The 12,681-nt window shown below is 67.5% G+C and carries 14 protein-coding genes; 5 read left to right on the plus strand and 9 right to left on the minus strand.

The features are described 5' to 3' along the window. Together VG543_RS09650 and VG543_RS09655 are read left to right on the plus strand one after the other, a co-directional pair. Positions 1-98 (plus strand): IS3 family transposase (locus VG543_RS09650; RefSeq protein ID WP_134735908.1); only part of this gene is annotated, 98 nt, incomplete at its 5' end. Positions 99-309: 211 nt separating this feature from the next. Then, positions 310-1,227: a LysR family transcriptional regulator gene (locus VG543_RS09655; protein WP_423178863.1), complete on the plus strand. Its 918-nt coding sequence runs from the start codon at positions 310-312 to the stop codon at positions 1,225-1,227. Positions 1,228-1,355: 128 nt separating this feature from the next. Here VG543_RS09655 and VG543_RS09660 read toward each other — a convergent pair whose 3' ends face one another. Then, positions 1,356-2,612 carry an MFS transporter gene (locus VG543_RS09660; protein ID WP_188250590.1) on the minus strand — a complete coding sequence of 419 codons (1,257 nt, stop codon included), beginning with the start codon at positions 2,610-2,612 and terminating at the stop codon, positions 1,356-1,358. A gap of 124 nt (positions 2,613-2,736) precedes the next feature. After that, a complete protein-coding gene (lepB, locus tag VG543_RS09665) occupies positions 2,737-3,363 on the minus strand; it encodes a signal peptidase I (RefSeq protein ID WP_312543160.1) in 627 nt (208 codons plus the stop codon). Positions 3,364-3,620: 257 nt separating this feature from the next. Here lepB and VG543_RS09670 point away from each other — a divergent pair, with 257 nt between their 5' ends. Both VG543_RS09670 and VG543_RS09675 read left to right on the plus strand, forming a co-directional pair. Continuing rightward, positions 3,621-4,022, plus strand: coding sequence for a hypothetical protein (locus tag VG543_RS09670; protein ID WP_021203742.1), 402 nt, complete (start codon positions 3,621-3,623; stop codon positions 4,020-4,022). 3 nt (positions 4,023-4,025) lie between these two features. After that, complete coding sequence (locus tag VG543_RS09675; protein WP_423178864.1) at positions 4,026-4,472, plus strand: 3-dehydroquinate dehydratase; 447 nt, start codon at positions 4,026-4,028, stop codon at positions 4,470-4,472. 117 nt (positions 4,473-4,589) lie between these two features. Here the strand turns inward: VG543_RS09675 and dcp are convergent, their stop codons facing one another. The 3 genes from dcp to arfB form a co-directional block, all read right to left on the minus strand. Further along, positions 4,590-6,746 (minus strand): peptidyl-dipeptidase Dcp, encoded by a 2,157-nt coding sequence (dcp, locus tag VG543_RS09680; RefSeq protein ID WP_423178865.1) that lies wholly within the window; start codon positions 6,744-6,746, stop codon positions 4,590-4,592. Between the two features lie 112 nt (positions 6,747-6,858). Further along, positions 6,859-7,461 (minus strand): lysophospholipid acyltransferase family protein, encoded by a 603-nt coding sequence (locus tag VG543_RS09685; RefSeq protein ID WP_423178866.1) that lies wholly within the window; start codon positions 7,459-7,461, stop codon positions 6,859-6,861. Positions 7,462-7,465: 4 nt separating this feature from the next. Continuing rightward, positions 7,466-7,897 carry an alternative ribosome rescue aminoacyl-tRNA hydrolase ArfB gene (gene arfB / locus VG543_RS09690; RefSeq protein ID WP_005420755.1) on the minus strand — a complete coding sequence of 144 codons (432 nt, stop codon included), beginning with the start codon at positions 7,895-7,897 and terminating at the stop codon, positions 7,466-7,468. Between the two features lie 113 nt (positions 7,898-8,010). On the opposite strand from arfB, the gene VG543_RS09695 reads away from it, so the two are divergent. Then, positions 8,011-8,559 (plus strand): DUF2059 domain-containing protein, encoded by a 549-nt coding sequence (locus VG543_RS09695; protein ID WP_423178867.1) that lies wholly within the window; start codon positions 8,011-8,013, stop codon positions 8,557-8,559. Positions 8,560-8,629: 70 nt separating this feature from the next. Here the strand turns inward: VG543_RS09695 and VG543_RS09700 are convergent, their stop codons facing one another. The 4 genes from VG543_RS09700 to VG543_RS09715 all read right to left on the minus strand — a co-directional run bounded on the left by VG543_RS09700 (position 8,630) and on the right by VG543_RS09715 (position 12,354). Next, positions 8,630-9,373, minus strand: coding sequence for a pseudouridine synthase (locus VG543_RS09700; RefSeq protein WP_207049543.1), 744 nt, complete (start codon positions 9,371-9,373; stop codon positions 8,630-8,632). Between the two features lie 109 nt (positions 9,374-9,482). After that, positions 9,483-10,061 carry an O-methyltransferase gene (locus tag VG543_RS09705; RefSeq protein ID WP_423178868.1) on the minus strand — a complete coding sequence of 193 codons (579 nt, stop codon included), beginning with the start codon at positions 10,059-10,061 and terminating at the stop codon, positions 9,483-9,485. 5 nt (positions 10,062-10,066) lie between these two features. Further along, positions 10,067-11,722: a ubiquinone biosynthesis regulatory protein kinase UbiB gene (gene ubiB / locus VG543_RS09710; protein WP_058979718.1), complete on the minus strand. Its 1,656-nt coding sequence runs from the start codon at positions 11,720-11,722 to the stop codon at positions 10,067-10,069. Then, positions 11,719-12,354 (minus strand): ubiquinone biosynthesis accessory factor UbiJ, encoded by a 636-nt coding sequence (locus tag VG543_RS09715; RefSeq protein WP_423178869.1) that lies wholly within the window; start codon positions 12,352-12,354, stop codon positions 11,719-11,721. The genes ubiB and VG543_RS09715 overlap by 4 nt, the downstream gene beginning before the upstream one ends. Positions 12,355-12,681: the final 327 nt, after the last annotated feature.

Consider the following 12,681-nt stretch of genomic DNA (forward strand, 5'->3'; position numbering starts at 1 on the left):
TCCAGTACTACAACCAAGAGCGAATCAAATTGAAATTGAAGGGCCTGAGCCCGGTACAGTACCGGGAGCAGGCCCAACAGGCCCAATCGGCCGCCTGACCCCTGTCCAAGTCTCGGGGGTCACTTCACCATGGGGGCTTGGTCGCTGCATCCATGCCGCTCACACCCCCGCAACCGGACCCACCCCGCCTTCGACAGTTGGTCGCTGCTGTTGGTGCCAGCTGCTGTTGGTGGGTGCCGACCGTTGGTCGGCACGGGATCGGATCCCATCTCTGATTCATTTCCGGCTGACGATGAATAAACTGGCCCCATGTCCATCGAACTGCGCCACCTGCGCTACTTCCTCGCTGTTGCCGATACGCTGCACTTCGGCCAGGCGGCCGAGCGCCTGGGCATGTCACAGCCGCCGCTCAGCCAGCAGATCCGGCAGCTGGAGGAACTGATCGGCGCGCGCCTGTTCGTGCGAAGCCATCGCCGCGTGCAGCTGACGCCTGCTGGGGAGCTGCTGCAGGAACGCGCGCGCGCGATCGTGCAGCAGGTGGAAACCGCGGTGGACGAGGTGCAGCGTGCGCAGCGCGGCGAGCAGGGTGAACTGCATATCGGCCTGACCCGGGCCACGCCGCTGTCGCCACAGATCCCGCGTTCGATCCTGCATTACCGCCAGCAGTATCCGCAGGTGCGGCTGCAGCTGAGCGAGATGAATACGCTGCAGCAGATCGACGCGCTGCTCGATGGTTCACTGGACGTGGGCATCATCCGCAAGCGTGCGTTGCCGCCGGAACTGATGGCACACAGCCTGTTCGTCGACCCGCTCGCACTGATCGTGCATGCCGACCACCCTGCCCTGCGCAGGCTGTCGAAGCAGGGCGCCTTGTCGTTGCGCGACTTCGCGCAGGAGCCGTTCGTGGCATTCCGGCGCAGCGCGGGCGCGGGCATCCACGACCACATGATCGCGTTGTGTGCGGCGGCGGGCTTCACGCCGCGCATCGTGCAGGAAGCCGGTGAAGCATCGACGTTGATCAGCCTGGCCGCTGCGGGCCTGGGTGCGGCGATCCTGCCGTCGTCGTGCGATCACATCCGGGTGGAAGGATCGCGCTTCGTGGCGTTGGCCGATGCTGGCGCGCATTCGGAAGTGCAGCTGGCGTGGCATCGCGAACGGGTGACGCCGCTGATCCGAAACTTCGCCGGGCTGCTGCGCGGGGCGTTCGCCGGTAGAGTCGACTGTTAGTCGACTATCGCGCGCAGCGCGGGTTTTCGCGATCTGATGGAAGAGCAGTCGACTGACAGTCGACTCTACCTCGGCAAAGCCGCTACACCGTGGTTGCCGGCCAGCGGCCGGCACTACCGTGCGTTGGGTCACGCGGTCACCGGCTGCGGGGCGCGGTGCTGCAGCGCCCAGACGATGCCACCACCGATCAGGGTCAGCACCGCGGCGAACGCACACACGCCCCACCAGTCCCAGGCCGCGTAGGCCAGGCCGCCGACCCCGCCCAGCACGCTGGAGCCCAGGTAGTAGGCGAACAGGTACAGCGCCGACGCTTCCGCGCGCATCGTACCGGCACGGCTGCCGACCCAGCTGCTGGCCACCGAGTGGCCACCGAAGAAGCCGAACGTGACCAGCGCGATGCCCAGTGCCATCGTGCTCAGCCACGGCATCGCCAGCAGCGCGATGCCGGCGCCGATCAGCGCGAACGAGATCGACAGGATGCGGCCGCGCCCGTACCGCGTAGCCTGCTGGCCCATCCACGCCGAACTGAAGGTGCCCACCAGGTACACGCTGAAGATCAGCCCGACCACGGTCTGGCTGAGGTGGTACGGCGGCGCCAGCAGGTGATAGCCCAGGTAGTTGTAGAGGGTGACGAACACGCCCATCAGCACGAACGAGGTGGCGAACAGCCACGGCAGGCCCGGGTCGGCGAACAGCAGGCGCCAGCGCGACGGCAACTCGCGCAGGCCATCGCGGCGGGGATGGAAATGGCGCGACGGCGGCAGCTGCAGCCACAGCAGCACGGTACTGGCGATGGCGATGATCGAGACCACGCCGATGCCCCAGCGCCAGCCCCAGTGATCGGCGATGATGCCGGCCAGCAGGCGCCCGCTCATGCCACCGATGGCGTTGCCGCCGATGTACAGGCCCATCGCCAGGCCCAGCGCGCGGCTGTCCATTTCCTCGACCAGGTAGGTCATCGCCACTGCCGGCACGCCGCTCAGCGCCAGGCCAAGCAGGGTGCGCAGCACCAGCAGCGTGGTCCAGTCGTCCACCAGCGCCGTGCTCAGCGACAGCATGGCCGACGCCAACAGCGCAACGATCATCAACGGGCGACGGCCGACCGCATCGGACAGCAGGCCGGCCAACAGCATCGCCACCGCCAGCGTGCCGGTGGTCAGCGACAACGACATCGCGCTGCCTGCGGCCGACACGCCGAAGTGGCGGCTGAACTCGGGCAGCAGCGGCTGCACGGTGTACAGCAGGCCGAAGGTGGAGAAGCCGGCCAGGAACAGTGCCAACGCGGTGCGGCGGAAGGCCGGGGTGCCCTGCTGGATGCGCGTGTCGGTGCCGGTATCGAGAGTGGAGGGACGGCCTTCAACGGCCGCCGCAGTTTCGCCAGTCATGGAATCGAAGGGCCGGTGGGGACGGCCGGGCGTGGGAGGGAACGGGCCTCAGACTAGGCCCGTCGATCCAGTCGATCCATAACCTGATAGATCAGGATTGATATATAGGAAGTATCAATTCAGCTTACAGGCGTTGCCACTCGAAACCGTCACCGCGGCGGTAGTACACCGCCACCGCGCGGCCGTAGATCCTGTCTGCATCGACGAAACCGAAGAAGCGGCCGTCGAAGCTGTTGCCACGGTGGTCACCCAGCACCAGCACCTTGCCCGCCGGCACCACCAGGTCAGCGATGTCAGGACCGCCCCCCATACCCAGATCGAGGCGGGCTCGGCGCTCGCCGAAGGCTTCCACGTCCTGCAGGTCGGCGGTCTGCAGCGGCTGGCCGTTGATGCTCAGGTGCCCTTCGTGCAGCTGTACATGGTCACCGGCCACCGCGGCCACCCGCTTGATCAGGCGGGTGCCGTCGGCCGGCGAATCGAACACCGCCACCTCGCCGCGCTGCGGGGTGCCGGTCGCCATCAGTTCCTTGCCGGTAAACGGCAGGCGCAGCCCATAGGCACGCATGTCCACCATCACCCGGTCGCCGGGCTGCAGGGTCGGCTGCATCGAGCCGCTGGGCACCACGTAGTGGTTGGCCAGGGTATCGCGGGCGGCGGCGAGCAGGCCGAGCATCACCAGCAACGGTAGCGCCTCCTTCTTCAGCCAGGCCAGCGCGCGTTCGGAAAAGGGAGGGCGGGCAACAGCATCCATGACAGGCTCCGGGTGGGTGGTCGCTGCATCAGACCACACTCGGGCGGGAGAGGTTCCCGCGCCGGCTTGTTGTAGAGCCGAGCCCGCGCTCGGCTGCTCTTCGAGTGTCGGTGCACGCCAGCCGAGCGTAGGCTCGGCTCTACAGGAAGGGTTACGCAGGTTTTACAGGCGCACCCGGCCACGGGCATCGCACCTTTACGGCCAGCACGTGCATCGTGTGCCCACCGCGCCGCAGGGCGCATTCCGCAAGGTGTTGTATGACCCTCCTGGTGATCCGCCACGCCTCTTCGTCGGCACCGCGTCCCCAACTGCCGGCACAGTTGGCCGGCCATCGCGTGCTGTGCAGCGACTGCGCCAGCCTGTCCGAAGTGCGCCAGTGCCTGTGCCAGCCGCAGGCGCGTTCGGCCGACTGGGTGCTGCTGGATGTCGGCGTGGCCGACGAGGCGCAATGGCAGGCCGAGGGTGGCGCACTGCAGGCGGCGCTGGAACGGCTGCCGGCGCAGTACATCGAGCTGCAGTCGCCCAGCGAGCCCGGCCTGGATGCGCGGCTGCGCCTGCAGCACGGCCCCGCCGCGGTAGTGGTCGACCAGCGCAGCCAGCAGGCCGGCTATCCGCTGTCGCTGGCCATCGTCGGCCGTCGCCTGGCGCAGGAGGGCTGAGCCATGTCGATCTTCATCATCCGCGGCCCGGAAGCCGCCGGCGCCTTGATCCGCACGGCAATGCCACTGCCGGCGCCGGTCCTGAAGTCGCTGGTGCATCGCGCGATCGATGCCGGCACCAGCGTGGCGATCCGTGCCTGTGGCTCGGAACAGGAACTGCTGGACGCACTGCGCGTGGCCGATCACAGCCGTGGCGAAGTGACACTGCTTGACCCGGGTGCGTGCGCCAACAGCCTGCGCCTGCAGCGCCTGCTGCCCTACCTGCACAATGCCTACGTGGAGGTCCACGACGACGGCGCGGTGGCCGAGCCCTGCCTGCCGGCCGGTGTCGGCCAGCGCTTGGGCATCGCCTCCGGCTATGGCGCGCAGAGCTATGTGCTGGCGTTGGATATCGCGCTCGATCACCTCGGGTTGGCCGAGCAGGCCAACCGGGTGCACGTGGGGACGTGATCCGCTTGTGTAGAGCCGAGCCCATGCTCGGCTGCGTCTCCAGAAAAAGCCAGCCGAGCATGGGCTCGGCTCTACACAAAGAAAAACGGCGGGGTTTCCCCCGCCGTTTTCGATTTCTTACTTCAGCCCGCGGAACTTCAGCAAAGGTTCCACCGACGGGTCCTTGCCGCGGAAATCGCGGTACAGGGTCGACAGCTCCACGCTGTTGCCGCGCGAGAGGATCTTGTCGCGGAACTCCTGGCCGTTGGCCGCCGTCAGCCCACCGTGCTCGGTGAACCACTGGTAGGCGTCATGGTCGAGCACTTCGGCCCAGAAGTAGGCGTAGTAGCCGGCCGAGTAACCGCCACCCCAGATGTGGTCGAAGTAGGTGGTGCGGTAGCGCGGCGGCACCTGCGGCAGGTCGACCTTGAACTTCTTCAGCGCGCTGGCTTCAAAGGCGCCGACATCCTGCAGCGGCGCGTCGGCCTTCTGGGTGTGCCAGGCCAGGTCCAGCAGCGCGGCAGACAGGTACTCGGTGGTCGCATAGCCCTGGTTGAAGCTGCGCGCCTTGAGGATCTTGTCGACCAGTTCCTGCGGCATCGCCTCGCCGGTCTTGTAGTGCTTGGCGTAGTTGGCGAACACCTTCGGATCCAGCGCCCAGTGCTCGTTGAACTGCGACGGGAACTCGACGAAATCACGCGAGGTGGCGGTGCCGGCAATCGACGGGTACTTCACGTTCGAGAACATGCCGTGCAGCGCATGGCCGAACTCATGGAACATGGTGGTGACGTCGTCGAAGCTGATCAGCGCAGGCTGGCCGGCGGCCGGCTTGGTGAAGTTGCAGACGTTGTAGACCACCGGCTTGGCACCGGTCAGGCCGTCCTGTTCGACGAACACGTCCATCCAGGCGCCGCCGGACTTGCTGTCACGCTTGAAGTAGTCGGTGTAGAACAGCGCCAGCGAGGTGCCGTCCTTGTCGAACACTTCGTACACCTTCATGTCCGGGTTGTAGGTCGGAATGTCGGTACGCGGCTTGAAGGTGATGCCGTACAGCTGGGTGGCGGCGTAGAAGACGCCGTTCTGCAGCACATTGTCCAGTTCGAAGTACGGCTTGATCTGCGATTCGTCCAGATCGTACTTGGCCTTGCGCACCTGCTCGGCGTAGAAGTCCCAGTCCGAAGCGGCGACCTGGAAACCACCCTTCTGCGCGTCGATCACCTTCTGGATCTCGCCGGCTTCGGCGCGCGCCTTGGCGGTGGCGGCCGGCACGGTGTCGGTCAGCAGCTTGAGTGCCGCAGCCGGGGTCTTGGCCATCTGGTCGCCCAGCTGGTAGTCGGCGAAGGTCTCGAAGCCGAGCAGCTTGGCCTTCTGCGCACGCAGCTGGGCCAGGCGCTGCACGGTCTGCCGGGTGTCGTTGGCATCACCGCGCTCGGCGCGGGTCTCCGAGGCCTTCAGCACGGCGGCGCGCTGGTCGCGATCGCTCAGCGAGCCGAGCACCGGCTGCTGGGTGGTGTTCTGCAGCGGCAGCAGGAACTTGCCGTCCAGCTTGCGTTCCTTGGCGGCGGCCGCGGCGTTGTTGATCGCATCCTCGTCCAGGCCGGCCAGCTTGGCCTTGTCGTCGACGACGACGGCCGCAGCGGCGGTGGCGGCCACCAGGCGGGTATGGAACTGGGTGGAGAGGGTGGTCTCTTCCACGTTGAGCTTGCGCAGGGTCGCCTTGTCAGCGTCGGACAGCTGCGCACCGGCGCGCACCAGGCCGTCGTAGTAGTGCTCGACCAGGCGCTTCTGCACCGGATCCAATTCCAGCGTGTCGCGCTGGTCATAGATCGACTTCACGCGCGCGAACAGCTTCGGATCGAGATTGATCTCGTCCTGGTGGGCAGCCAGCTTTGGCGCCACTTCTTCCTGGATCTTCTGTCGTGCATCGTTGGTATCGGCCTGGACCAGGCCGAAGAAGATGCGCGACACGCGGGTCAGGGTCTCGCCGCTGCGCTCCATCGCCACGATGGTGTTGTCGAAGGTGGCCGGCTCGCTGCTGTCGGCGATCCTGCGCACCTCGGCCAGGTGCTGGCGCATGCCTTCCTCGAACGCCGGCAGGTAATCGCTGTCCTTGATCCTGTCGAACGGCGGCGCCTGGAACGGCAGCGTGCTGGCGCTCAGCAACGGGTTGGTGGAGGCATCGGCCGGCTGCTGGGCCGGGGCTTTCTGTGCATCGGACACGGGGGTGGACTCCTTGCCGGAACAGGCCGCCAGCGCCAGGCTGATGGCGGCGGCCAGGACTACGGTACGCGACATGCAAAACACTCCTTGGGCAGACGGTATTCAATACCAGCCCTCCACCCTACTCCTGTCGCGCCCGCCCGGCATGTGCCGGACGTGGCGTCTATGCGGGTGGCCTTTGCCGGGTTCAGACCGTGCCGCGGGTCTTGCCGATCCAGGGCCGGTAGAACTCGCGGATCGCGGCCATGTCGGCGGCATCATCGCCGGTCGGCGTGAACAGCGGGCCGATGCCGATGATCTTTTCCGGGTAGTGGAAATACGCGGTCAGGATCGGCACATCGGCCATCCGGGCGATCTTCAGGAAGCCGGCCTTCCAGTCCTTCACCGCCTTGCGGGTGCCCTCGGGGGTGATGGCGAACCACATCTTCTCGTTGTTGCGGATCAGATCCACGGCCTGGCCGACCGTGCCCTGCGGCGAACTGCGATCGAGGGGGATCACCCCCAGCCGGTGCAGCAGCGGGCCCAGCGGCCACCAGAACAGCGAGGCCTTGCCCAGCACCTTCACCCTCATGCCCAGCGCGATCTTGGCCGCCATGCCCCACAGGCCATCCCAGTTGGACGAATGCGGGGCGATGATGAAGACCAGCCTGGGGATGTCAGGCAGGGTGCCGGTCACCTTCCAGCCCCCCACACGCAGGGTGCAGCGCGCCAGCCAGCGCAGGAAGGCGTTGGGTTTGACCTGCGGCATCTGCGGCGGCACGGCCGGCAGCAACGGAGTCGGGTTGTTCAAGCAATCACTCCCAGTCACGTGATGAGCGCCCGCGCTTGATCTGCGCGCGCCCGCGTTTGGCGTCCAGACGACGCAGTTTCGACCCGAGGGTCGGCTTGGTGGCCTTGCGCGGCTTGGGCACGCTCAGCCCGGCCTGGATGAAGGCCGCCAGCCGCTCGCGCGCATCCTCGCGATTGCGATCCTGGGTCCGGAAACGTTGCGCGTCGATGACCAGCACGCCTTCGCCGGTCATGCGCCGGTCACGCCGCGCCAGCAGGCGCGCGCGCAACGGTTCGGGCAACGAGGGCGAGTTGGCCACGTCGAAACGTAGTTCCACCGCGGTGGAGACCTTGTTGACGTTCTGGCCGCCGGCGCCACTGGCGCGCACGAACCGCTCGACGATCTCGCCGTCGGGGATTTCAAGCTGCGCGCTGATGGTGACCGGTCCACTGCCCATCCGCGCATTGTAGCGGCAGGCACGCGGCCGGGTGCGGCATCGCGCCCCGTATGCCGCCGATCAGGCATCGAACACGCCGCCTTCGCCGTGGCTGCAGGTATGCTGGGCATCCCATGTACCGCAGGAAGCCCCGCATGACCCGCACCCGTCCCGCCCTACCGTCCCTGCTGCGCCGCACCGCTCTGCTGCTGGCCCTGGTCCTGGCCTGCGCTCCGGCCCTGGCCGCCCCGCCGACCGACGGTGACATCAACCGCCTGCTGTCGGCCTCGCGCGCGCAGAGCATGATCGACACCATGCTGCCGCAGATCGAAGCCATGCAGCAGCAGCAGTTCCAGCAGGTGGCCGCGCAGCGCCAGCTCAACGCCCAGCAGCAGGAGCAGCTCGGAAGGATCCAGGCGCGGACCCGCCAGACCCTGCGCCAGGCGCTGTCTTGGCAGCAGCTGCGACCGATGTACGTGGACCTGTACAAGAAGACGTTCAGCAAGGAAGACGTGCTGGCGATGGCCGAGTTCTACGAGAGCCCGGCCGGCCAGAGCCTGCTGGACAAGACCCCGGCGCTGATGCAGAACGTGATGGTGGCCATCCAGGCGCGCATGCAGCCGCTGTTCGCGGACCTGCAGAAGGATCTGGAAGCCATCGTCAACGAGCCGGAAAAGAAATAACGGGGTGCGCCGGGCCACGCCCGGCCGCTGGCTGTAGAGCCGAGCCCACGCTCGGCTTACGGCAGCAGCATCAGGCGTCGTCCACCTGCCAGCCAAACAGGTCCAGCGCCTTCTGGAACCCGCCGTCCAGCGGCGCACGCACATCCACCGTGCTACCGTCCGGATGCGGGAAGCGCAGGCGCTCGGCGTGCAGCAGCATGCGGTGCACGCCCTGCATGCGGAAGATGCGGTTGTGGCGGCCATCGCCATGGCTGGTGTCGCCAATCATGTGGTGCGAGAGGTGCTTGAGGTGCCGGCGGATCTGCCGGAAGCGCCCCGTCTGTGGCTGGCAGCGCAGCAGTGCATAACGCGAACGGGTGAACTCACCGACCGGCACCGACAGCTCGCCCGTCGCCAGGCGCTGGAAGTCGGTGATCGCCGGCTTCTTCACCGGCTTGCCCGGGCCGCCATCCAGATCATGGTCCACCCGCCAGGACAGTTCCGCCGGCCATCCCCGGCAGACCGTCAGGTAGTCCTTCAACACTTCGCCGCCCATCAACGCCTTGCCCAGCGCGCTGGCGGTCTCGCGGTCGAAGGCCAGCAGCAGGCAGCCACTGGTGGCCCGGTCCAGGCGGTGCACGAGGAAGATCGGCCGCCCCAGCTGCTCGCGCAGGCGGTCGGCCAGGAAGTCGTCTTCGCCACGGGCCAGCTTGCTGTCGTGGACCATCAGCCCGGCAGGCTTGTTGACCACGGCCAGGCGCTCATCCAGGTGCAGCAACTGCAGGGGCGCGGTGTCGGTCTCGACCGCGGCGAGGGTATCGGGTTCGGTGCTCACCGCGGGATTATAAGGGCCTGCTTACTGTAGAGCCGAGCCCATGCTCGGCTGCTCTGCGCGACCGGCAACAGCGTGCCAACCAAGGTTGGCACCTACCGATGTAGAGCAGTCAGGCGCTGCGTACGGCCAGCAGCTCGCCGTTGCCAACCGGCACCAGGCTGACGCTGAAGTCCGGATCAGCGTCCAGCAGCACGCGCAGCGGTTCCATTTCCTGCGCATGCGAGGTGGCGTTGTCCACCACCAGCAGGCCCCCCGGCCGCAGCACGCGGCGCAGCTGCGGCCACCAGCCGGCGTACTGCCCGCGGTCCGAATCGAGGAACAGCAGGTCAATGCTGGCATCGACGGCCTGTGCCAGCCACGGCCCTGCATCGTCGTGAACCAGCGTGATGCGATCGGCCAGGCCACTGCGCGCGAAGGTGTCACGCGCCATCGCCGCCTTGTCCTGTGCGTATTCCAGCGTGATCACGTGGCCGTCGATGGCGGCGGCAGCCTCGGCCAGCCACAGCGTCGAATAGCCGTTGGAGGTGCCGATCTCCAGCACCCTGCGCGCGGCGCCGAAGCGGACCAGCGCGGACAGGAATTCACCCGTGTCCGGCGTGATGTTGAGCATGCGGCGGCCACGCGCGCTCTCGCGGGCGTCGTTGTCGGCGCCGAAGCGTGCCAGTTCGTCCTTGAGCGCTTGCAGCATGGGACCTACTTCCACCACGCGCGCGCCAGCGCCACTGCGCCCAGCGCACCGGACAACCAGCTCCACATTGGCAGGTCGCCCCAGTACCAGCCCGGCGGCTGCAGCACGTACATGAGCGCGGCAATGGCCAGCAGGCCCACGCCAGTGATCGCCCCCACCGCGCGCTTCTGCAGGCGCTGCACGCTGGCGTCCAGAGCGGCCAGGTCGCGCGAGCGCATCGACAGTTCATGGCGGCCTTCCACCTGCTGGGTCAGCCAGGCGTGTACCAGACGTGGCATGTCCGGGGCATGGGTCATGATTTCCGGCAGGCGCTTGCCGATCTCGCGTACCACCCGGCGCGGGCTGTAGCGCTCGCGCAGGATCTTCGCCAGCACCGGCTTGGCCACCGCCCAGATGTCGATCTGCGGGTCCAGCTGGCGGCCGACGCCTTCGATGTTCAGCAGGGTCTTCTGCAGCAGGATCAGCTGGGGCTGCAGGGTCAGCTGGTAACGCTGCGCCACGCGGAACAGCTTCATCAGCACTTCGGCCAGCGAGATCTGCGACAGCGGCCGGGTGAAGTAAGGTTCGCAGACCGATCGCACCGCCGCTTCCAGATCGTCGATGCGTACGTGGTCCGGCATCCAGCGCGCCTGCACGTGCAGTTCGGCAATGCGGCGGTAGTCACGGTTGAAGATGGCCATGAAGTTCTCGGCCAGGTAGTACTGATCTTCCTGCGAGAGCTGGCCCATGATGCCGAAGTCCAGCGCGATGAAGCGCGGGTTGGCGCGACGCGCCGGATCGGTGTCGACCCAGATGTTGCCGGCATGCGCATCGGCATGGAAGAAGTTGTCGCGGAACACCTGGGTGTAGAACACCCGCACGCCCTTGGCGGCCAGCGCCTTGCGGTCGATGCCGGCCTTGTCCAGCGCGGCGATGTCGTCGGACGGAATGCCCCACACGCGCTCCAGGGTCAGTGCGCGCTCGGCCGTATGGCTCCAGATCACTTCCGGCACGTACAGGTCGTCGCTGTTTTCCCAGAAGCGGCGCAGCACGCTGGCATTGGCGCCTTCGCGCTGCAGGTCCAGCTCGGCGGCCAGGGTGTTCTCGACCTCGGCCACCACTTCGCGCGGCCGGATTTTGTCGGCGCGCGGGTGGGTGCGCTCGACCAGCGCGGCCAGCGAATTGAGCAGGGCGATGTCGGCGTCGATCTGCTTCTCGATGCCCGGGCGAAGTACCTTGACCACCACCTGGCGGCCATCGGCCAGCGTCGCCGCGTGCACCTGTGCGATCGAGGCCGAGGCCAGCGGTTCGGTGTCGAAGCTGGCGAAGGCCGCACTGACCGGCAGGCCGAGCGCGTCCTCGACGATGCGGCGCGCGGTCTCGCCATCGAACGGCTTGACCCGGTCCTGCAGCAGGGTCAGTTCATTGGCCACGTCCGGTGGCACCAGGTCGCGGCGGGTGGACAGGATCTGGCCGAACTTGACGAAGATCGGGCCGAGGTCCTGCAGCGCCAGGCGCAGGCGTGCACCGCGCGACTGTGCGGCGATGTCGGCCGAGGCCCGCGGCACGAACGGCTTGGCCAGGCGCAACCAGCGCTCGGCCGGTGTGCCCTGCAGCAGGTCGTCGAGGCGGTAACGCAGGATCACCCGGCCGATGCGGCTGGCGCGCAGCACGGCCTTCATGCGGCACCCCGCAGGCGCTGCACGCGAGCACCCAGACGCTCGACGTCATCGCGCAGCACGTCCACGTCATCGTGGAAGGCGTCCAGCTCGGCACGCGGCACCACATCGCGCGATTCCTCGGTGATGAACTCGGCGGCGCTGTGGGCCAGATCGATCGCGCCCTGGCGCGCGTGCTGCAGGCCGTTGCGCAGGGTGTTGGCAACCTGCACGCCCAGTACCTCGCCGAATACGCTGACGAAGGGCTGCTGCCAGTCCGGGTCGAAGCCCTTGGCCAGCTGCTGCAGGCGTCGCGCCAGTTCGGCATCGCCGGCCACGCGCACGCGACCCTTGCCGTTGCTGTCACCGCGCCGCGCGTTGGCCAGCAGCGGCAGCTGCGCCAGCACGCCGGCCAGGCTGCTGCGCACGGCCAGGTCGGCTTCCTGCGCGTCCACCGGACCGACCCGCAGCTGGTCGCCTTCGACGCTGATGCGCATCGCCAGCGACGGCGCTTCCAGGGTCAGGTCGATGTGGCGGCCGTCGAGGCTGGCCAGGGCATGGCGGGTATCCGGATCCAGCGCCAGGGCGCGGTTCAGGGCGATCTGCAGGGCGCGGCCAGCGACCGGCTTGAGGGACTTGAGCAGGGAAGGAGCCATGGGCGCATTCTACCTGCGTGGGTGGGGGGCTTGGGCCGGGCTGCCGCCCGGCACCCGCAGATGCAACAGCCAGGGCAACATCAAAAGCTGGCTATCCGTGGGATGGCGGGGTGGGTCCGGTTGCGGGGAACGCTGCAAGTACGTCCATGTAAGCTCGGTCGCGCCATCCATGGCGCTCACGCCCCCGCAACCGGACCCACCCCGCCTTCGACAGCTTGCTGCGATCTGTCGGGACGGCGTTCTGTGTTGCTGTGGTGGGTGTCGACCTTGGTCGACACGGTAGATCCACGCCATGCGTGGATGGATTTCTGGTTCATCTGTGCCTCA

This window comes from Stenotrophomonas sp. CASM101 (genome assembly GCF_049384845.1).
In the GTDB taxonomy this organism is placed as follows: domain Bacteria; phylum Pseudomonadota; class Gammaproteobacteria; order Xanthomonadales; family Xanthomonadaceae; genus Stenotrophomonas; species Stenotrophomonas hibiscicola.